Origin of the sequence: Alloalcanivorax marinus, from assembly GCF_016906305.1 — a bacterium.
GTDB lineage: Bacteria > Pseudomonadota > Gammaproteobacteria > Pseudomonadales > Alcanivoracaceae > Alloalcanivorax > Alloalcanivorax marinus.
Genome location: NZ_JADDOL010000004.1, coordinates 262,871 through 283,764 on the forward strand (window position 1 = coordinate 262,871; position 20,894 = coordinate 283,764).

Below are 20,894 nucleotides of genomic sequence, written 5' to 3' on the forward strand. Positions count from 1 at the left end.
GGTTCAAGCCGGGGCGGCATGAAAAGTCGTCGCGCATTTCGATCATGCGCGGCCTCGGCTCACAATAAGACAATGCCGAACCTCTTCATTGTGGCGGCTAATATCAGGGCGCAGACCAGTGTGAGTACCGCGCCACAGGCGAGAGACAGCCAGAATCCCCAACGTACCATCATCGCGGGAAAGAGAAGAAACATGGGCAGTGCCCCAATCGGGGCTGCCCTGTTCCGAGTCAATATTAACCCGGCTCCGTTTCACGACGGCCAAACCGGCTGTACAGCGCTGGCAACACCACCAGAGTCAACAAGGTCGCGGTGACGATGCCGCCCACTACCACCGTGGCCAGAGGGCGCTGCACTTCCGAGCCGATACCGGTGTTGAAGGCCATGGGCACAAAACCCAGCCCGGCCACCAAGGCGGTCATCAACACCGGCCGGAGCCGGCGCAGCGCGCCTTCCCGCACCGCCTCCCTGAGCGGCATGCCTTGCATCACCAGGTCCTTGATGTGAGAGAGCATCACCACGCCGTTGAGTACCGCGATACCGGACAGGGCGATGAACCCAACGCCGGCGGAAATGGAAAGGGAAATATCGCGGGCCCAGAGCGCCACAACACCGCCGGTCAGCGACAGGGGAATGGCGCTAAAGATAATCAGCGCATCCCGGGCGCTACCGAACGCCCCGTACAGCAAACCGAAGATCAGCAACAATGAGAGTGGTACCACGACGGCCAGGCGCCGGGAGGCGGACTGCAACTGCTCGAAGGTGCCACCATAGTCCACCCAGTAACCGGTGGGCAGATCAAGTTCTTCTTGAATCGTCACCCGCACATCCTCGACGAACGACCCGAGGTCCCGGCCACGCACGTTGGCGGAGACAACGGCGTTGCGCTTACCGTTTTCCCTGTCAATCTGGTTCGGGCCAGGGGTTAACGCCACGTCAGCCACTTCTTCCAGCGGCACATAACCGGGATCGTGTCCACCAGGCACCGCGACCGGGAGCCGCTTCAAAGCATCCAGGTCCGCCACGCTCTCCGCCGGGAGGCGTAACCGCAACGGGAAACGGCTGTCTCCCTGGTATACGGTGCCCAGGGTTTCACCGCCCACCGCCACGCGGACCGTCCGCTGTACCGTGGCGGCGTTCAGCCCGTAGCGTCCCAACGCCTCACGGTCGGGCGTCACGGTAAGCACCGGCAAGCCGGAAAGAGGCTGCAAACGGGCGTCAGCGGCGCCGGGCACCTGGTTGATCAGGGAGACCGCTTGCTCACCAAGGGCTTCCAGCCGGCCCAGATCATCGCCATAGAAACGCACCGCCAGATCGGCCCGCACCCCGGCAATCAGCTCGTTGAAGCGCATCTGAATGGGCTGGGTGAATTCATACTTATTGCCGGGAAGCGCTTCCGCCGCCTCGGCCATGGCCGCGACCAGATCCGATTTCGGTCGGGCCGGATCGGGCCATTGATCACGGGGCTTCAGAATCACGAACGTGTCCGCCACATTGGGCGGCATCGGATCAGTGGCCACCTCGGCGGTTCCCAGCTTGGCGAAGACCTTGTCCACTTCGTCGAACTTCAGAAATTCGCGATCCACCTGTTTCTGCATGTCGAGCGCCTGGCTCAGGCTGGTGCCGGGGATGCGCAGCGCATGCACCGCCAGATCACCTTCATCCAGTTGCGGGATGAACTCCGTGCCAAGCCGGGTCGCCAGCACTCCACTGGCGGCCACCAGAACCACCGCCAACAGCAGCACCGGTAGCGTGGCTCGCAAGGCGAGATCCAGCACCGGTTGGTACAGCCGCCGCGCCATCCGCATCACCGGGTTATCCTGATGGCCCACCCGCCCACGCACCAACAACGCGACGGCGGCGGGCACGAACGTTACCGAAAGAATCAGTGCGCCGGTGAGGGCGGCCACCACGGTGAACGCCATCGGGTGGAACATCTTTCCTTCCACCCCGGTAAGCGCGAAGATCGGCAGATACACCACCATGATGATGAACACCCCGAACGCGCTGGGCTTGAACACCTCCCGGGTGGCCCGGGTGACGGTTTCCAGGCGCTCCTGCAAAGTTAGAAGCCGCCCTTTCTGCTTCTGCGCCGCCGCCAGGCCAGTCAGACAGTTTTCCACCACGATCACCGCGCCGTCGACGATCAACCCGAAGTCGATAGCGCCCAGGCTCATCAGATTCCCGCTGACGCGGTTGGCCGCCATGCCCGTGAGCGCGAACAACATACTCAAGGGAATCACCGCGGCGGTGATCAGGGCCGCGCGAAAGTTGCCCAACAGGGCAAACAGCACCACGATCACCAGCAGCGCCCCTTCGAATAGATTTTTCTCCACCGTGGCCACGGTTTTTTCCACCAGGGAGGTACGGTTGTACATCGGTTCGGCGCGCACGCCCTCGGGCAGGGACCGGTTGACTTCCTTGAGACGGTCCGCCACCGAACGGGCCACTTCCCGGCTGTTTTCACCGATCAGCATGAAGGTGGTACCGAGCACCACCTCCTCACCGTTGCGAGTGGCGGCGCCGGTACGCTGCTCTTTACCGAAGCGGACGTCCGCCACATCCGCGACCCGGATAACGGTATCGCCGCGCCGGGCTACCACAATGTCGCCAATCTCTTTCAGGCTGGACACCTGGCCCGGCGCGCGCACCAACCACTGTTCGCCATTACGTTCCAGATAGCCGGCGCCCACGTTCAGATTGTTATCGCGCAACGCGATCGACAGATCTTCCAGACCAAGCTCATGAGCGATCAGACGCGACGGGTCCGGGGCCACTTCGTACTGGCGCTGGAAACCGCCGATGGTGTTCACCTCGGTGACACCGTCCACCAGCATCAATTGCGGGCGCACCACCCAATCCTGCAGGGTACGCAGGTCCTCCGCGTCGTAGGGCTCGCCCTCCTGGTTGCGGGCACCGGGGGCGGCCTCCACGGTGTACATGAAGATTTCGCCCAACCCGGTGGCGATCGGGCCGAGTTCCGGCTCCACGCCCTCAGGCAGCTGTCCGCGCACGCTTTGCAGCTTTTCCGCCACTCGCTGGCGGGCAAAATACAGGTCGGTGCCTTCCTCGAACACCACCGTGACCTGGGACAAACCGTATCGGGACACGGAGCGCGTATAGTCGAGGTTCGGCAAGCCGGCCATCGCCGTTTCCACCGGATAGGTAATGCGCTGTTCCGACTCCAGCGGCGAATAACCCGGCGCCCCGGTGTTGATTTGCACTTGGACGTTGGTGATATCGGGCACCGCGTCAATCGGCAGCTGCAAGGCGCTACGCACGCCCACCAGCACCAGCAACGCGGTCAGCGCCATTACCAGCCAACGCCGGCGGACCACCAGGCCCACGAAAGCATCGATCATGAGATCTCCTTAGCGCTGAGGCACTCAGTGGCTGTGGGTGGCGCCGTCCTTGAGGACGTCGGCCTTGATCAGAAAGCTGTTTTCGACCACGTATTCGGTGCCGGGCCGCAAACCGGCGGTGACCTCCACGTAATCCACGCCTTCCATGCCCTTTTTGATCATGCGCACTTCGTATTCCTCGCCAAAGCGGGCAAACACGACTGGCATATCGCGAAAACTCTGAATCGCATCCCGGTGTACCGCCACCGGCACGGTCTTGCGCTCGACCACCACCTGGGCACTGATCAACATACCCGGCCGCAGGTTGGACGGGGGGTCCTCGACCACCACCCGCGCCCGCGTCACCTGACTGTCCTGGTCCGTGCGCGGGTACAGGTAACCCACTTCGCCCAGCACTACACCATCATCAGCCCGGCGTACCGTCTGTCCCGGCGACACCACGTCCAGGTCACCGCGAAACAGATGCAGTTCGAGCCAAAGGGTGGAAAAGTCGCCGATCTCAACGATCGGTTCGCCGTTGGTGGCCGCGCCGGCGTTAAGAATGCGCTTGGTGACCACGCCGTCCGCCGGCGCGGTTACCGTCTGCATAATCAGGCTGTCCCTGGCTTCTACCCGAGCCAGCGGCTGGCCTTTTTCCACCTGGTCGCCCACCGACACCAGTACCCGTTCGACGGTACCGGGATAACGGGCGGCAACCCGATACAGTTTGTCGGGATCCGCTTCCACGCGACCGGTGACCCGGCGCGTGCGCTGCAGGGTTCGCTCGCCGGCGCTCTCGATGGTCAGCCCGGAGGCTTTCGCCAGTCGTTCGGGAATCCGGGTACGGCCTTCGTGGTTCTCGAAACGCCACTGGTATGTCTTGCCACCCAGATTGGCGTCCACGGTGACGTCAAAGGAATGGGGTTCGGCCACCGGCTGTTGGCCAAGCAAGTAATCACGCTCCGGCTCAAAGGTGATTTCGTTCTGCTCTCCGCCCAAGCGGTCCAACCGAATGGTCAGGTCGACTTGATCCGGGTCGAGGGGCTCGCCCTGCTGATAGGGGTAGACTCGATATTCGGGGGGAACGCCGCCTTCAAATATTGTCAGCTCCAAACCAAAGTCATTCTTTTCCAGTAGGCGCCCGCCATGGGGCCCCTCACGCGCTTCGCTTTCAGAATGCCCGGTCTTGCCAGTGGCGGCTGCCCAGGCGCCGGCGGCAATGGCGCAGAACAGGCCGGCGATCAGCACTTTCACGATAAATCGGTTCATTGTGAATCTCCTCGCGCGGACACGTCGGCGGCCATCGAAGCGCCGGTCAGGCGCTCCAGCTCATTGCGTTGCTGATGAAACTCCTCGGCCAGATCAGTGATACGGCGCTCCAGCGCCAGCCTGGAGCCGGCGGCGTCGATCAGATCAAGAACGCTGTAGCGACCGCGTCGATAACCGGCCTGGATTTCGTCGTACAAGCGGCGCGCTTCCGGCAGGGATTGGTCTTGAATGGCGATGATTTCATCGCGGCGTTGCCGCAACGTCAGATAAAGGCCTTCCACCAGCGCCAGCAACTCAATGCGCGCCGCGTTCCGGCGAGCCTGAAGGGCATCCACCTCGGCCAGACGGCGGGCCTGATTGCCGCGATTGGGGTTGCTCAAATTCAATGGCATGGAGAACCCCAACACCGCCGCCTGATCGCCACTGGCCTCATCATGGCGGGCGCCAATGGAGAAGCGCACGTCCCGGCTTCCGTTGGCCTCAGCCAAACGGGCCTGGGATTGGGCCAAACGGGCACGGGAAGCGAACTCACGCAGCCGGGGAGCCTCGTTCAAACGTTCACGCCATTGCGCCAGCGCCGGCAGTTCCGGTAAGGGCAACAGATCACCAGCGGCACGCAACCCCTGTTCGCCGGTCTCCCCCCACAGGGCGGCGAGACGCTGGCTGGCGGCGCGACGCTGCGTACGGGCCCGTTGCAGGTCCCGCTCCGCGGCCTGACGGGCAAGCACCAGCCGGCGCTGCTCGGACCGAGGCGCGGCGCCAGCAGCGGAGCGTTGCCGGGCAGCCTCCTCGGCCTCGGCGGCCAAATCCAGGGTACGCTGGGCCAACGTCACCCGGCGCTCGACCGCCGCCAGCGTCAGGTAGCGCCGATTGGCCTCGCCAAGCAGATCAAGGCGGGCAAGGTCATAGTCCAGCCGGCTCAGCTCGCTCGCCCGTTGGGCACTGTCCACTCGGGCATCGCGCTGGCCGCCCAGCTCCACCACCTGACTCAGCGCCAGCGTGACTTCGGCGCCGTCGGTGCCCGCCCACCGCCCGGTGCCAGCGACATTTTCCACGTCCAGGGAAAGTTCAGGACTAGGCAGAATGTCCGCTTGCATGACGGCCGCGTCGGCGGCGCGGAAGCGGTAGGGATACTCGTCCAGGCCAGGATTTCGCGCCAATACGCGAGCCAGAACGGTGTTCAGATCAATGGTGTTCGAATCGACGGCGGCGCCGGTGGCCAGTGGCCAGACCAGAACCAGACCGCCAAGCACGGCGGCAAGGCCTCCGCGCAGGATACGGTGGTGCATGGGAGTGTCTCCGAATACGGTTACGCCTCGACGCCAAGCGCCGAGAAGCACATTCCAATGGCTGACTCAGGACTGGAAAAAGGCGGTATTCGGAGGGGGTACCGGAGGCTGGCGCCCGGAAAGTACTGCGCCCGATTGTGGACCGAGCGGCCAGGTCGTGTTGTTGGTTGGCAAGGTCAGAACGCGCGAGGAGAACAGCGGCGCGAAATTGGCATGGCTGTGGCAACAGTGGTGGCCGTCCTCGCAGTCCCCATGGTGTTGCGACGAAGAAAAGATGTTGTCTTCGTAATTGCCCTGGGCATGCAAAGGCGTACCCGGCGCATCATGGCTGGCGTGGCTGGCGGAATCACCCGCCACCACCAGGCCGTTAACAGCCAGGAAGAGCACTAATACGGATGTGATCCAACGCTTCGCCATGAGCACCACCCTGAGGGAAGTCGGAACAGTACTGCAGCCCACTGGCGACGTCAAAAATCGGCGGTGGCCGTTAGGTATCCATCGTCCACGCCCAGACCCCGCGCCGCCTCGGCCAGCCGCCGGTCACGGGTCCACAGCGTGGTGGCCGGGCTCAGCCGCGTGGCGGCCAGCAGATGGGCATCCACGAAACCGATCCCCCGCCCCATCAAGCGGTGCCGCTCGATCAGAAACAGCACCTCGTCCTGGTCCGCCACCGGCACGCCGGGCAGCCGCCGCAGCAGGTCCAGCACCTCATCACGGCGGCTCAGGTTGCCGCAGGCCAGCTCCCCCACCACGAACGGATGCATGCGCACCCGGTGATCCTCGAGCAGACGCACCAGCCCCGGATCGCCGACGCGCAGATGGTCGACCCAGACCGAGGTATCCACCAGCACCATGGAGGGCGAACCACCGCTCATCACCGGTAATCCGGACGCCGGCGGCCCGCCACTTCCAGATCCGGCTCGGAGCCGCCCAGCCGCGCCAGACGACGCGCGCTCTCCTGCTCGATCAGGGCGATCAGCGCTTCACGGATCAGCTGGGTCCGCTCCTTGACGCCGGTGAGGCGCTGCGCCTCGGCCAGCAGTTCGTCGTCGATATTGATGGTAGTGCGCATGGAACCTCCTCGCCCGACCCGGTGCGTCAGCAAGACCGGACATAAAGGGCACAAACAAACCGGAAGCATCAAATATGTCACCCAATGATGACCAAATCAAATGCGCATCCACCAATTCCCGTTCCCTTGCCCCTTTTCCGCAGCCTGCCCTTTTCACGAAACCGGACCGCCCCAATACCTGTAATCATTGCAGCTTTTAGCAAGGAGAAGGCATGTACGCCATCGGCGCCCTGTCCCGGGCCACCGACTGCAAGGTGGAAACCATCCGTTATTACGAGAAGATCGGCCTGATGCCGGAGCCCGCCCGCAGCGAGGGCAACCAGCGGCGTTACGGGGAGCGCCATCGGGAGCGGCTGTACTTTATCCGCCATTGCCGGGACCTGGGCTTCAGCATCGAGGCGATCCGCGAACTGCTGGCGCTCTCCGACGACCAGCACCGGGACTGCGCGGCGGTGGACGCCCTGGCGCGCCGCCACCGGGACGCGGTGGACGACCGGATCCGCGCGCTCACCGCCCTGCGCGAGGAACTGGACCGCATGATCCACCGCTGCGCCGGCGGCGATGTGGCCCACTGCGGCGTGATCGAAGCGCTCGGCGACCACCGCCTGTGCCGGCACGCCCATCGGTGACCGGTGATTCCGTCTGATAGGTCGCATTCTTGACCCTCCGGGGGTAGAATCGCCCGCGTTTCAACCCCCCTGTCCTGCCTTGGAAGTGCTCCATGTCCGCTGTGCTTCTCTTTCTCGTGGCTCTCGGGTTCGTGTCCATCGTGGCGGAGGACCTGGTCCACATCGATAAAGCCAAGACCACCCTGTTTTTCGGTTCACTGGTCTGGGTGCTGCATTTCATCTTTCCGCCCTCCGGCGAGACCTCCGACGCGCTGATGATGGCGCTGGACGAAAACCTGCTCGACATCGCTTCCCTGTGGCTGTTTCTGATGGCCGCCATGACCCTGGTGGCCTATCTGTCCCACAAGGGCGTGATCGACGGCATCGTCAACGCCCTGCTGCCGGAGCGCATGAGCGAGCGCAAGCTGATGCTGCTCACCGGTCTGTTCGCGTTCTGCTTTTCCTCCATGGCTGACAACATCACCGCCACCCTGGTGTGCATCGCGGTCTTGATGAACCTGCGTCTGCCTCGGGAAAAAATGCTGCGCTATGTGGTGCTGGTGGTGTTCTCGGTGAACGCCGGCGGTACCGCCCTGATCACCGGTGACGTGACCACGCTGATGATCTTCCTGGCCGACAAGGTGGAAATTCCCGATCTGATGCTGCTCAGCCTGCCCGCCTTCATGGCGGTGGCGGTGCTGTCGCTGCTGCTGTCCCGCGGGCTGAGCGGCGAGTTGGTGATGGAGAAGCGCCACACCGAGGTGGCCAACGGCGACAAGGCGGTGGCGGTGCTGTTTTTCTGCACCATTCTCGGCACCATTTTCGGCAACGTGTTCTTCGGCATCCCGCCGGTTCTCACCTTCCTGTTCGGTCTGTCGCTGATGTTCATGGTGGTGCAGTTCCTGAACCGCGACGAGCCGACGCTGGATTACATCCGCAAGATCGAGTTCGACACCCTGCTGTTCTTCCTGGGCGTTCTGCTGCTGGTGGGCATGCTCAAGGAACAGGGCGTGCTGGCCTACTTCCCCAAGCTGTACGACGTGATGCCGCCGCTGGCCGCCAACTACGTGATGGGTCTGGTGTCGTCCCTGTTCGATAACGTGCCGCTGACCGCCGCGCTGCTCAATTCCGGCATCAATATGACGCTGGACCAGTGGCTGACCCTGACCTACGCGGTGGGCGTGGGCGGCTCCCTGCTGGTGATCGGCTCCGCCGCCGGCGTGGTGGCCATGAGCAAGGTGGACGGCCTCACCTTCGGCAGCTACCTGAAATTCTCCGGCTATCTGCTGGTGGCCTACACCGCCGGTTTCTTCGGCGTGCTCGCCGTGGGCAGCCTGCTCTAGGGCTCACGGTCCCTCATTCCCACAGCACCGAGCTGACGTTCGCCGCGCCCATACGGCCGGCGAACACCCGCCCGGCGCGGCCGCCGGCGGCGCCGGCGCACACCAGTGCCGGCATCAGATGCTCCTCGCGCGGGTGGGCAAACCGCCCGCCGGGGGCGTCATGCCAATGATCCAGCCGGCGCGCCCGCTCCGCCGCGTCCAGCCCCGGGTCCGCCAGGGTGGCCCCCAGCCATTCCTCGAACGCCCGGTTCGCCTCCAGCGCCGCCGGGGAACGATCCCGACCCATCAGCACCGCCATGTTGTGGAACGAGGAACCGGAACCGATGATCGCCACACCCTCCGCCCGCAGCGGCGCCAGCGCCTCCCCCAGGCGACGGTGGGTGGCGGCATCCAGGGACGCGTGCACCGACATCTCCACCACCGGCACGTGCGCCGCCGGATACATCAGCGACAGGGGCACGAACACGCCGTGGTCGAAGCCCCGAGTGTCGTCCACCGAGGCGGGCAGGCCGACCTCGTCCAGCAGCGCCCGCGCCCGGGCCGCCAGTGCGGGTAGCCCCGGCGCCGGATAACGCAGGGAGTAAGCCACCTCCGGAAAGCCGTAATAATCGTAAATCAGCGACGGGTTCGGATGGCCGGTGAACGACACCGGCGCCGCCTCCCAATGGGCACTCACCAGCAAAATCGCCTTGGGCGTCGGCGCCGCCGCCGCCAGGGCCTTCAGGGAGGCCACCAGCTCCCGGTGACCGGGCTCGTCGAGCAGCGGCAGCGGCCCGCCGCCGTGGGTGAGGTAAGCGATGTAGGCCATGACGTTCTCCCGATATGAACCCTCAGGATACGCCGCCCGGCCCTGGCAACGGATTGAACCAGTGGCGCGGTACCATCGATTTTTTGCGCCGCCTCACGGGCAGGCGGCGATGTCCCGGGCGGTGGTCATCAGCCGGTAGCGTCGGTTCCGCGCCAGCTCGACCAACGGCGGTGCCGGTGGCCGCTCGAGGGCGTCCAGTTCCCGGGGCCGCACCGCCAAATAGAGAGGCCGGCGCGGAGACCCGGTCAGCGCCTCCCGCGCCTGCGCCAGGGACCGGGCCCGGGGCGTTTCCCGCCCGTAGTAGCGGGCCGAGAAGGGCACCTCCTCCAGGTATATCAATGGCGCCCGGTCGGCCTCGGGCTGTCGCTGGTAGCAGGCCACCAGCGCCTTTTCCGTTCGCAGGGTGTCCGGATGGATGAGCACATAGGCGCCGGCGATCAGCGACAGCACCGGCACCAGCATCGCCGCGCCGACGATCCGGCGCCAGGCGCGACCACGCGGCCCCAGCGCCCTGGCCAGCAGCAGTGCCATGAACGGCAGCCCGGGCAGTACGTAAGTGGCCAGGATATTGCCCGAGAAGGTGAAGAACAGGCCGGGCACGAACGCGGCGGCGATCAGCAGGCGGTTGTCGTCGTCCTTCAGTGCCCGCCGCAGTCGGCGCCGGCCGTCGGCATCGCGGAGCCGGGGCAACAACGCCAGCGCCCACAGCGACCAGGGGAAGGCGGCGTAGAGGGTGAGCAGCCAGATGGTGCCACGGGCACGGTCGTGGGCACTGCCGTAGCGATCACCGCCCCAGCCCGGATCCAGAAAACGTTGAAAATGCTCACCGACGATAAAGTAGCGCAGAAACCCCGGCGTCTTGTGTTCGGCGAGCAGATACCACGGCACCGCCAGCAGCAGCGTCACCACGCCACCCCGCCACCAGGGCAGCCGCCGCCACAGATCCGCCCAGCGCCCGCTCCACAGTGCCCACAGAAACAGTGGCGCGCCCACCAGCACCAGCGCCAGCGGCCCCTTGGCCAGCAGGCCCACCACCAGACCAGCGAAGAACAGCGCGCCCCAGGCGCGGCGCTCGCCGCGCAGCGCCTGCCCCGCGCCCACCAGAGCAGCGGTGGTGCCCAGGGCCAGAAAGGAATCGGTAAGCACGGCACCGGCGCACACGAACAGCAGGCCGGAGGAGGCCGCGATCAGCGCCGCCACCCACCCCCCGTGGTCGCCGATCAGGCTGCGCCCATAACGGGCCACCAGCGCCACCATCGCCAGACAAGCCAGCCAGGAGGGCAAGCGCAGGGCCAGCTCATTGCCACCCAGCCATTGGAACGACAGCGCCTGGGCCCAGAACGCCAGCGGCGGCTTACCCCAGAACGGCACCCCCGGGGCGAACCAGGGGGTGACCCGGTCTCCGGTCACCGCCATCAGACGGGCGATGGCGCCATAGCGAGCCTCGGTGGTGTCGGTGAGCGGCAAGGCGGCCATCGTCGGCAAGCGGCTCAGGAGCACCACCGCCAGCAACAGCCACCACCGCCGCGCCGTGGCGGGTCGCTCAGCCGGCGTCCGCATGGGGCAGCCTCAGGGTGGCGGCGGGTCGCGGCCGCCGCCGACGAACGGCGCCCGGCGTGATCACATCACGGACCAGATAGATCGGCCGTTGCTTGGTTTCCAGATAGACCTTGCCGACGTATTCACCGACGATGCCGATGGTGAGCAGCTGCAGGCCACCCAGAAACGTCATCCACGCCATCAGGGATGGATAGCCGGGCACCGCCACCCCCAGGATCAACGCCTTGGCGATGATCCACACACCGAAACCGGCACCGAGCGTGGCGGCCAGCGCGCCGACCAGCGCCGCCCAGCGCAACGGCGCCACGGAGAACGAGGTGATGCCTTCCAGCGCCAGACCCAGTAGTCGCCAGTAGCCCCATTTGCTGCGGCCGGCGAAGCGTTCCTCACGGTCATAAAGCAGCACCCGGGTGGGCAGCCCGACCCAGGCAAACAGCCCCTTCATGTACCGGTTGCGCTCGTTGAGCCGACGCACCGCCATCACCGCGCGCCGGCTCATCAGACGGAAATCGCCGGTATCCACGGGGATGCGCGAGCCGCTCAGACGCCGCAGCAAACGGTAGTAGAGGTGTGCGCTGGCGCGTTTGAGCCGCGTTTCCCCGGGGCGCGAACGGCGCTGCATCAGCACCACATCGGCGCCGGCCCGCCAGCTTCGAATCATTGCCGGAATGCATTCCGGCGGATCTTGCAGGTCCGCGTCCAGGATAATCACCGCCTCGCCACGGGCATGATCCAGGCCCGCGGTAAGGGCCGCTTCCTTGCCGAAGTTTCGCGACAGGCGGACCAGGCGAATCCACGGTTTATCGGCGCAGTGGCCGGCCAACCACTGATCGCCGCCGTCGTCGCTGCCGTCATCCACGAACACCGCTTCGAAGGACAATCCGGTGGCGGCCAGGACCCGGCCCAGCCGCGCCACGCATTCCGGCAACACCGCTCTTTCGTTGTAGAACGGCACCACGACGCTGATGACCGGTTCCTGCCTGTTGCTAACCGGGGGGATGAGAGCGGTCATGAAAAACACACCTCTTGTAGAGCGTATAGTTGGCGACGGCCACCAGTGCCGTGGTCACCAGTTGCGCCGGCGCCACCGACAGGGCGAGACCACGGTGCAACAGCAGAAAAGCCGTACTGTTCAAGAGGACGCCGAGGCCGCAGGTCAGCAGGTAGCCGGGCAAGGCCGCCAGGCCGGGGCGGGCGCCAAAGGTCCAGCGTTGTTGCAACGGATAGTTGGTGGCCGCCCCGGCCACCACCCCGCCGGCGGTGGCCACGGCGGGCGCCAGCCCGGCGCCGATCAGCGCCGCCATGGCCAGCCAGTGCACTCCGGTCGCCAGCGCCCCGGACGATACGAACCGCAGTGGCCGGGCGACGCGGGCGACCGGAATCAAGAACGCTGGCGCACGAAACGCGCCAGGTGCAGGGAGTGGAGGAAACGCCGCTGCGCCACGTCCCGGTCGAGACGAAAGCCCTCCGCTTCCATGTCCGCCACCAGCTCGCTCAACGGCGTGTGGTTCTGGCGGTGACGGTGGCCGCCCACGGCAGCGCGCAGGCGCCGCTTGAGGCCGGTATAGGACCAGGGGGCCAGGTAGGACACCAGCACATAGCCGCGGCTGACCCGGGCCATTTCACGTACCAGTTCCCGGCGCTCGGCGCGCTCCGCGAAATGGTGCAGCAGCCGAAAGCAGATCACCGCATCGAAATGGCGGCTTTCCCAGGGCAGATTGAACACGTCCCCTTCCCGCACCCGAGCCGGTTTGCCCGCCTCGTCGAGCACCGCGCGGGTGTGGTCCACGGCGGCCTTGCCCAGGTCCAGGCCCGACACCTCCCAGCCCTGGCGGGCCGCCCACAGCGTCAGGCGGCCGGCGCCGCAGGGCGCGTCCAGCACCCGGGCGTTGGGCGGCAGGCTCGGAAAAGCCCGGCTCACCAGCTTCATTTCCGCCCGGTGTTTTTCGGGCTTGCGACGGGCGTAGTCCTGGATGGTGGCGGTGTCGGCTTTGACCCGGCTGGGGGCGGTCAGCGGCGCATTCAGATTCAGGGTGTCAGGCATGGTGGAATACTCGTTGGGGCGCCGGCGGCGCGGTCAGGGTCAATCGGGGCGCGTACAGGCGGGCGGTGCGCAGCAGGGTGTCGCGGCCGCGCGTGTCGAGAAACGGCGCCCGCCGCAGCAGCTGGTCCAGGTCCGCGTGGGCGGCGGCGGTCACGCTCCAGCGATAACGCCAGCGCTCGTAATCAAGCAGGCGCACACGCAGCGTTTCCGGATCGATGAGGATGTGTTCGGGGTAGCAGGCGCCGTGCTGAATACGGCGGCGGTGCAGAGCGGACAGGGCGGCGGTCACCGCGATCAGTCCGGCGAACAAGCGGGCCGGTTCCACCCGGGCGGCGAAGGTACCCAGGTCCACGAAGCCGTCCGAGGCGCGGGTGACCAGCACCGCCCGGTCGCCGTCCTCGGCAAAGAACACCCACTGCACGCGGGGGCAGTCACGGAAGGTGGAGAGCGCCAGAAAGTCCTGGAAATAGGTGGGGCGGGCGCGGCCGCCGCTGGTCAGGGTGCGGCGCCGCTGGCCGGCCTGGCGTTTCACGTACAGCAGGGTTTCGGCCCCGTCCGGGCCGGGCACGCGCAGGCGGCTGACACCACTCCAGCCACCGCGACGGAAATTGGGCGGCTCCACCCAGTCGGTGCTGAGATGCCACCAGTCCTGAAGTTCGCTCAACCCTTGCTCAGCCAGGGACGCCCGCCAGGCGTCCGCCACATGCACCGTTTTCATAGCCTCGCTCACTCTGCAAAGCGGATAGTGAGCAAGTTAGGGGCGGGGTCTTAAACCAGACTTAAGGGCGAAAAAGAAAAGGCGCGGCGAGAAGCGCCGTCAGGGGCCGGGCCTGTCCTCGTCGTTGCGGCCGATGCGCAGGCCCGCCACATGGGTGACGCCCCGCAGACGCAGCAGTGCCCAGACGCTGCCAATAAGGCCGAACAGGGGCGCCAGATAGACGGTGGTGTCGGTGAGGATATTCAGGGCCAGGCCGGCCACCAGCATCAGGGCGAACACGGCCAGGAAGGCCCATAAAACGATTTTCTGCATGCCATACCCGTTCGAGAAGCGATACCCGGCCAGTGTAACAGGCGTGCCGCGACCCGGGTCCACAAAACCGTCAGTGGGAAGAAAGCCGGATGGGTGCGTCCGCCGCCGGCGACCGGCGCACGAACCGGGCCAGATGCACGCAGGGCAGAAAGCGGCGTTGGGGAAAGTCCCGGTCCAGCTCGAACCCTTCGCGGCCCAGGGTCGACGCCAGCCGGGGCAGGGGCGCGCCGTCACCGGCGACCTCCATCTGGCCCTCCACCCGGGACCAGGGCATCAGCTGACGTCCCAGATCGGCCATGGTGGGCGCGGCGAAGTACGGCACCAGCAAGGCATGGTCGGTGACCCGGGCCAGCTCACGCAGCCAGCCACGGCGCAGTCCCTCGTCGTCCGGCAACCGTGAACAGAGCACGCCCTGGAAATGCCGGTCCGGCCAGGGCAGCGACAGCGGCTCGCCCAGGCGGACATCGCCGCTCAGCGCCTTGGCATCGAGCACCGAACGGGTATGAAACGCGGCCCGCGCCTTGTCGAGGGCACACACTTGCCAGCCCTGTTCCGCCATCCAGGCGCTGATGCGACCGTCGCCGCAGGGCACGTCCAGCACCCGATCACCGCGGCACAGTACCGGAAAGGCCCGTTCCACCAGGGCCGCGTCGAAACCGTCGAAAGCAGCAGCTTGATTGATCACGGTAAAGCCCTCCTTGCTGGTTTGTGTGCATCCTGGAATCCACGCTAGAGGGAGCAACTTAAATCAAACTGAATGGCGAGACGCCCGTCCGGACCTGCATCACAGTCCATCCATCGCCTGGTTCGCAACGCGATTTTTTTACGCAAAAAATCTTTTTTTTCAAAAAAAAGCCGCCTCACCGAGACGGCTTTTGCTTCCACTGTCCAGGTCAGCGGGCGCGCCGCTGGAGGCCTTTCAAGTCGGTGAACAGCGGGTAGAGCACCGGCAGCACCACCAGCGTCAGCGCGGTGGCCGATACCAGGCCGCCCACGATCACCGCGGCCAGGGGGCGCTGCACTTCGCTGCCCACGCCGGTGGCCAGCAGCATGGGGATCAGGCCGAGCATGGAGGTGAACGCGGTCATCAGCACCGGTCGCAGGCGCGACACCGCCCCTTCCGACACCGCCCGCGCCAGCGGCTCGCCGTCCAGCAGGCGCTGGTTGATCGCCTCCACCATGACCACGCCGTTGAGCACCGCCACGCCGAACAGGGTGATAAAGCCCACCGAGCCCGGCACCGACAGATACTGGCCACTGATCGCCAGGGACAGAATGCCGCCGATCAGCGCCAGCGGCACATTGACCAGAATCAGCAACGCCTGACGCAGGGAACCGAACGCGAAGTACAGCAGCAGAGCGATCAGCCCCAGGGCCACCGGCACCACCGTGGCCAGCCGTTTCTGGGCCCGTTGCTGGTTTTCGTACTGGCCGCCGATATCGACACTGTAGCCGGCGGGCAGATCCACCTGTTCGTCGATGGCGCGCTGAATGCCGGCCACCACCGAACCCATGTCGCGGCCCGCCACATTGGCCTGCACCACCACCCGGCGCTGCACGTCGTCGCGGCTGATCTGCGGTGGCCCGGTGACCAGCTCCACCCGCGCCACGTCGGCCAGCCGCACCCAGGCGCCGTCCGGAGCGTGCAGTCGCAGGTTGCGGATCGCTTCCGCGTTGTCGCGGGCGGCGGCCTCGAAACGCACATAGATGTCGTAACGTTCGTTGCCGTTGATGACCTGCCCGGCGCTGCCGCCGCCCAGGCCATTGCCCACCAGGTTCATCACCTGGTCCACGCTCAGGCCGTAGCGGCTAAGGGCGTTACGGTCCGGCGTGATCACCAACTGCGCTTCGCCCGCGATCTGCTCCAGCTGCACGTCGGTGGCGCCGCTCACCTGCCCCACCGCGCGCGCGATGGCGTCGCCTTTTTCTTGCAGCACATCGAGGTCGGGGCCGAACAGTTTGATTGCCAGTTGGGCTTTGACCCCGGACAGCAGTTCGTCCACGCGCATGGCGATGGGCTGGGAAAAGTTGAACAGCAGCCCCGGGTGCGCTTCCAGTTTTTCCTGGATGCGGGCCTGCAGTTCCGGCCGGTCGTCGGCGCTGGTCCACTGGTCCACCGGCTTGAGGCCGATGTAGATCTCCACGTTGCTGACCGGCTCCGGGTCGCCGCCGATTTCCGCGCGGCCCACGCGGCTGAGCGCGTAGGTGACCTCCGGAAAGGTCATGATCTCCCGCTCCAGTTTTTTGCCCACCTCCAGGGCGGTGTCGAGACTGGACGAGGGCGCCAGGGTCACGCGCAGTGCCAGGGTTCCCTCCTCCAGCGTCGGCACGAACTCGGTGCCGATAAAGGGCACCGTGGACAACGCCAGCACCAGCAGCGCCAGCGCGCCGGCGATCACCCGGCGGCGCGCGCCCAGGGCCCGCGCCAGCAATGCCCGGTAGCGCCTTTCCAGTCCGGCCACCAGGCGGTTGGGCTTTTCCTCCACGCCACGGCGGAACAGAAACCCGGCCAGCGCCGGCACCACCAGCAGCGCCACCAACACGGCGGCGGCCATGGCCAGCATGATGCTGGTGGCCATCGGCACGAACATTTTCGCTTCCACGCCTTCGAAGGCGAACAGCGGCAGGAACACCACCAGGATGATGGCGGCGGCGAAGAACACCGGCCGCGCCACTTCCCGTGCCGCCTCGCTGATGCGCAGCGGCACGCCGCCGGGATCATCCCCACTGCCCTCGCGACGGCTCAGATGCTTGAACAGGTTCTCCACCATCACCACCGAGCCGTCCACCAACATGCCGATGGCCACCGCCAAACCGCCCAGGGACATCAGGTTGGCGGACATGCCCAGGCTCGCCATCACCAGCAGCGCCAGGCCGATGGACAGCGGTATCGACAGCAGCACCAGCAGGGTGGCGCGCAGGTTCATCAGGAACAGCGCCAGCACCACCACGATGAACAGGAAGGCCAGCAGCAGCGCGCCGACCACGGTGTCCACCGCCTGCTCCACCAGGTCGGCCTGGTCGTAGAACACTTCGAAGCGCACGCCGTCGGGCAGCGCCGCCCGGATCCGCTCCGCGCGCGCCTCGATGCCGTCGATGGTGGCCTTGGTGTTGGCGCCCATGCGCTTGAGCACGATGCCGGCCACCACCTCGCCGAGAAACTCGGGCTCGCCACGTTCGTCCCGACGGGTCATGGTGAGCGCGCCCTGGCGGATCTCGCCGCCGAATTCCACCCGCGCCAGATCCCGCACCCGCACCTGGGTGCCGTCCACCTCCTTGAGCGGGATGTCGCCGATGTCGTCCAGCCCTTGCCGGCCATGACCGACCCAGCCCTGGCCACGGATCACCAACTGCTCGGCACCGCGGTCCAGGTACCAACCGCCGGCGTTGCGGTTGTTGGCGGCGATGGCGTCCATCACCTGCTGCAGGCTCAGGTCGTAGGCCAGCAGCCGGGTCGGGTTCACATTGACCTGGTACTGGCGCACCTCGCCGCCGTAGCTGAGCACATCGGTGACGCCGGCCACCGGCATCAGCAGCAGCTTCACCACCCAGTCGTTGAGGCTGCGCAGCGCCATGGCGTCGATGCCGGAACCGGGCTCGGCGGTCAGCAGATACTGGTACACCTGGCCGAGGCCGGAGGTGTTGGGCCCCATTTGCGGGATACCGACGCCGTCGGGAATGTCCTCGCGGGCGGCCTGCAGCCGCTCGAACACCAGCTGCCGGGCAAAGTAGATGTCGGTGCCGTCCTCGAACACCACGGTGACGATGGACAACCCGGTCTTGGAGATCGAGCGCACCTCCGCCACCTGGGGCAGGGCGTACATCACCGACTCGATGGGGTAGGTGATCAGTTGTTCCACTTCCTCCGCCGCCAGGCCCGGGGCTTCGGTGTTGACCTGCACCTGCACGTTGGTGACGTCGGGGAAGGCATCCAGTTTCAGGCGCGGCAACTGCCAGCCGATCACACCCACGGTGACCAGCAGCAGCATCAGCACCACCAGGCGGTTGCGCACCGCCCAGTCCACACAACGGTTCAACATGACGGGCTCCTAGTGGTTGTGCACGCTGAAGCCGGCCTTGGCCTGCTCGCTGGCAAGAAAGAAGGCGCCCTCGGTGACCACCGGGGTGCCGGCCTCCAGGCCGCTGATCCGGCGCAGCCCGTCGAGGCTGTCCAGGGCGGTGATCTCGATCGCCCGGTAGCGCCCGGGGCCGGCCTCCACGAACACCTGCCAGTCGCCGTCCGGTCCCCGGGTGAGTGCGGTCTCCGGCACCACCAGAGCGTCTTCCGGCAACGGCAGTTCCAGGGTCACGTCGGCGAACATGCCCGGGTGCAGCAGATGGTCCTTATTCGGCACCGCCACCCGCACCTGCAGGGTGCGGGTCACCGGGTCCAGGCGATGGCCGGCCTGGATCACCTCGCCGTCCACCCGCGCTTCGCCCACCCGCACGCGGGCCGGCGTGCCGGCGGGCACGGTCAGCCCCGGCCGGGGCGGCAGCGCGGCCTCGGCCCACAGGGTCGCCTCATCCACCAGGGTCACCAGGGATTGCCCGGCGGTCAGCCACTGCCCTTGCTGGAAGGCATCGGTGAGCACCAGGCCATCGTCCGGGGCGCGCAGGGTATAGACGCCAGGGTCCGCCTCGCCCTTTTCCAGCGCGGTCAGGTCCGCGTCGCTGAGCCCGTAGCCCGACGCCCGGGCACGCAGGGACTGGTAGCGGCCGCGCACCGCCAGGTAGCGCTGGTTGCCCACGGTGCGCTGGCCCAGCGCGCGGACCCGGCGCCACTCGTCGGCGGCGGCCAGCAGGTCGCTTTGCAGCTCGGCCATCACCGGGCTGAACAGGGTGGCGATGGCGTCGCCCCGCCGGACGTGGGCGCCCAGGGTGACGCGCCGTTCGCGCACCTGGGAATCCACCCGCACCGGCACCACCCAGGTGCGGTACTGGTCACTGGTGATCTCCGCCGGCACCGTCAGCCGGCGGCTCAGGCCGGGGCGCGGCGCCACCGGCACCACCTTCAGCCCGAGCATGGCGCGCTGGGCCTCGTTGAGCGTGAGGACGGCGGCCTCCTCATCATGGTCGTGGTCGCCCGCTTCGGCGTCGGTCCGTTGCTGGCCGGCCGCTTCGGCGGTGTCGTGGTCGTGGTCTTCCCCGTGGGGCCCGGCCAGGGCGGTACAGGCCGGCCCCAGGGTCAGAGCCAGCAGCATCAGAAAGGTCTTCATGGCGTGGTTCCTTGGTGGTCGGCGGAGGGAGGAAACCCGGCGGCGGAGCGCGGGTCGGCCAGCTGTTGCAGCCAGCGCTCCAGGCCGGCGCTCTGGTCGAGCCAATGCACCCAGGCAAGCTGCATGGCGCGGCGCAATGCCACCCCGGCCAGCCGGGTCTCGAGACGCTGGTCCAGGGCCCGCAGGTAGTCCTGCGTGGTCAGTTCCCCCTGGCGCCAAACCCGCTCCAGCAGCTCGCTGCTGTCCGCCAGTGGCGGCCCGGCCAGGTCTTGCCACTGGCGCCAGCGTTCGTGCCGCTGACGGTAGTCCTCCAGCGCCCCTTCCAGACCGGCCAGCAGGTCGTTGCGGGTTTTCTCCAGCAGCGCCCGGCGCCGCTCCACCCCGGCCAGGGCGGCCTGGTATTCCGGGGCACCGGTATTGAACAGCGGTAACGGCAGGGAAAAATCCAGCCCCCACAGGTTCTCGTCGCCCTCACGGCCGACGCGCAGCCCCAGGGTCGGGTCGGTGCGGCGCCCCTTGCGGTCGCGCTCGGCGGCGCGGCCGGCCAGGGCCAGCTGCCCCTCCGCCAGACGCAGGTCGTAGCTGGCGGCAAGGCGCGCGGCCGGATCCGGCTCGCCGTCCAGCGGGCGCCACCAATCAGCGGCGGGCAGTGGCCGGCCCGGGGCGCTGACCGCCAGTTGCCGGCGCAGCGTCACCCTGGCCTCGGTGGCCGCGCTTTCCGCCTCGGCCAGCTCACGCTGAACCCGCGCCAGGGACAGGTAGGCCAGGGAGGCGTCCACCCGGCCCAGGTCGCCGCTGCGCTCGCGGCGGCGCACCAGTTCGATCAGCCGCCCCAGGCGCTGCTCCTGTTCCCGCGCCGCCGCCAGCCGTTCGCGGGCGGCGTCGAAGCGTATCAGGGCGCCCAGGGCGGTGGCGGCCAGCCGGGCCCGGGCCTTATCGCCGCGCACCTCGGCCAGCTCGGCGGCCACCTGGCCGAGACGCTGGCCGGCGCGGCCCTTGCCGGACCAGTCCAGGGTCTGGCTGACGCCCACGGTGCGGGTGGTCTCGGCGCTGTTTTCGTAGCCGATGTTCAGTTCAGGGTTATAGAGCGGTTCGGCCAGGGCCCGGCTTTCCGCCCGGTCGGCCTCCACCTTCGCCGCGATGGCGCCGCTGGCGGGCAGGTCGGCCAGTTGCCGCCGCAGCCATTGCGCCCAGCCGCCGGCGTCGGCACCGGCCTGGGCCGCGCACACCATAAGCGCCAGCCCCAGGCCGTATACCCGGAGTATTTTCATGGGATTGCTCCTCGTTAACGGAAGAACGCGGGCGATGGCCCGCG

Annotated in this window: 19 protein-coding genes; 2 read left to right on the forward strand and 17 right to left on the reverse strand. The window is 67.0% G+C overall.

From position 1 onward, the window contains the following. Positions 1-235: 235 nt before the first annotated feature. The 6 genes from IM760_RS05560 to IM760_RS05585 form a co-directional block, all read right to left on the reverse strand. Positions 236-3,361, reverse strand: a complete 3,126-nt coding sequence (locus tag IM760_RS05560; protein WP_204427543.1) for an efflux RND transporter permease subunit — start codon at positions 3,359-3,361, stop codon at positions 236-238. Between the two features lie 24 nt (positions 3,362-3,385). Further along, positions 3,386-4,609, reverse strand: coding sequence for an efflux RND transporter periplasmic adaptor subunit (locus IM760_RS05565; protein WP_204427544.1), 1,224 nt, complete (start codon positions 4,607-4,609; stop codon positions 3,386-3,388). Beyond that, the gene (locus IM760_RS05570) at positions 4,606-5,898 is read right to left on the reverse strand and encodes a TolC family protein (protein ID WP_204427545.1); all 1,293 of its coding nucleotides are present in this window, start codon (positions 5,896-5,898) and stop codon (positions 4,606-4,608) included. Before IM760_RS05570 ends, IM760_RS05565 begins: the two co-directional genes overlap by 4 nt. Positions 5,899-5,964: 66 nt before the next feature. After that, the gene (locus tag IM760_RS05575; protein ID WP_204427546.1) at positions 5,965-6,315 is read right to left on the reverse strand and encodes a hypothetical protein; all 351 of its coding nucleotides are present in this window, start codon (positions 6,313-6,315) and stop codon (positions 5,965-5,967) included. Positions 6,316-6,365: 50 nt separating this feature from the next. Continuing rightward, positions 6,366-6,773: a type II toxin-antitoxin system VapC family toxin gene (locus IM760_RS05580; RefSeq protein ID WP_204427547.1), complete on the reverse strand. Its 408-nt coding sequence runs from the start codon at positions 6,771-6,773 to the stop codon at positions 6,366-6,368. Continuing rightward, positions 6,773-6,970 (reverse strand): type II toxin-antitoxin system VapB family antitoxin, encoded by a 198-nt coding sequence (locus IM760_RS05585; protein ID WP_204427548.1) that lies wholly within the window; start codon positions 6,968-6,970, stop codon positions 6,773-6,775. Before IM760_RS05585 ends, IM760_RS05580 begins: the two co-directional genes overlap by 1 nt. Before the next feature lie 212 nt (positions 6,971-7,182). On the opposite strand from IM760_RS05585, the gene IM760_RS05590 reads away from it, so the two are divergent. Beyond that, entirely contained in the window at positions 7,183-7,599 is a 417-nt protein-coding gene (locus IM760_RS05590; protein WP_204427549.1) for a MerR family transcriptional regulator, read from the forward strand. A gap of 92 nt (positions 7,600-7,691) precedes the next feature. Beyond that, entirely contained in the window at positions 7,692-8,921 is a 1,230-nt protein-coding gene (nhaD, locus tag IM760_RS05595) for a sodium:proton antiporter NhaD (RefSeq protein WP_204427550.1), read from the forward strand. Between the two features lie 13 nt (positions 8,922-8,934). Here nhaD and IM760_RS05600 read toward each other — a convergent pair whose 3' ends face one another. The 11 genes from IM760_RS05600 to IM760_RS05650 form a co-directional block, all read right to left on the reverse strand. Continuing rightward, entirely contained in the window at positions 8,935-9,729 is a 795-nt protein-coding gene (locus tag IM760_RS05600; protein WP_204427551.1) for a DODA-type extradiol aromatic ring-opening family dioxygenase, read from the reverse strand. Positions 9,730-9,822: 93 nt separating this feature from the next. After that, the gene (locus IM760_RS05605) at positions 9,823-11,289 is read right to left on the reverse strand and encodes an ArnT family glycosyltransferase (protein ID WP_204427552.1); all 1,467 of its coding nucleotides are present in this window, start codon (positions 11,287-11,289) and stop codon (positions 9,823-9,825) included. After that, positions 11,273-12,301: a glycosyltransferase family 2 protein gene (locus IM760_RS05610; protein ID WP_204427553.1), complete on the reverse strand. Its 1,029-nt coding sequence runs from the start codon at positions 12,299-12,301 to the stop codon at positions 11,273-11,275. The genes IM760_RS05605 and IM760_RS05610 overlap by 17 nt, the downstream gene beginning before the upstream one ends. Continuing rightward, positions 12,276-12,674: a GtrA family protein gene (locus IM760_RS05615; protein WP_228234484.1), complete on the reverse strand. Its 399-nt coding sequence runs from the start codon at positions 12,672-12,674 to the stop codon at positions 12,276-12,278. The genes IM760_RS05610 and IM760_RS05615 overlap by 26 nt, the downstream gene beginning before the upstream one ends. Beyond that, the gene (locus tag IM760_RS05620; protein ID WP_204427555.1) at positions 12,671-13,333 is read right to left on the reverse strand and encodes a class I SAM-dependent methyltransferase; all 663 of its coding nucleotides are present in this window, start codon (positions 13,331-13,333) and stop codon (positions 12,671-12,673) included. The genes IM760_RS05615 and IM760_RS05620 overlap by 4 nt, the downstream gene beginning before the upstream one ends. Continuing rightward, positions 13,326-14,051 (reverse strand): lipopolysaccharide kinase InaA family protein, encoded by a 726-nt coding sequence (locus tag IM760_RS05625; protein WP_204427556.1) that lies wholly within the window; start codon positions 14,049-14,051, stop codon positions 13,326-13,328. The genes IM760_RS05620 and IM760_RS05625 overlap by 8 nt, the downstream gene beginning before the upstream one ends. A 99-nt stretch (positions 14,052-14,150) precedes the next feature. Beyond that, positions 14,151-14,363, reverse strand: coding sequence for a hypothetical protein (locus tag IM760_RS05630; RefSeq protein WP_204427557.1), 213 nt, complete (start codon positions 14,361-14,363; stop codon positions 14,151-14,153). A gap of 70 nt (positions 14,364-14,433) precedes the next feature. Beyond that, complete coding sequence (locus IM760_RS05635; RefSeq protein ID WP_204427558.1) at positions 14,434-15,048, reverse strand: methyltransferase domain-containing protein; 615 nt, start codon at positions 15,046-15,048, stop codon at positions 14,434-14,436. 208 nt (positions 15,049-15,256) lie between these two features. Further along, positions 15,257-18,403: an efflux RND transporter permease subunit gene (locus IM760_RS05640; protein ID WP_204427559.1), complete on the reverse strand. Its 3,147-nt coding sequence runs from the start codon at positions 18,401-18,403 to the stop codon at positions 15,257-15,259. A 9-nt stretch (positions 18,404-18,412) separates the two neighbouring features. Then, positions 18,413-19,579, reverse strand: a complete 1,167-nt coding sequence (locus IM760_RS05645) for an efflux RND transporter periplasmic adaptor subunit (RefSeq protein WP_204427560.1) — start codon at positions 19,577-19,579, stop codon at positions 18,413-18,415. After that, positions 19,576-20,850: a TolC family protein gene (locus IM760_RS05650; RefSeq protein WP_204427561.1), complete on the reverse strand. Its 1,275-nt coding sequence runs from the start codon at positions 20,848-20,850 to the stop codon at positions 19,576-19,578. The genes IM760_RS05645 and IM760_RS05650 overlap by 4 nt, the downstream gene beginning before the upstream one ends. Positions 20,851-20,894: the final 44 nt, after the last annotated feature.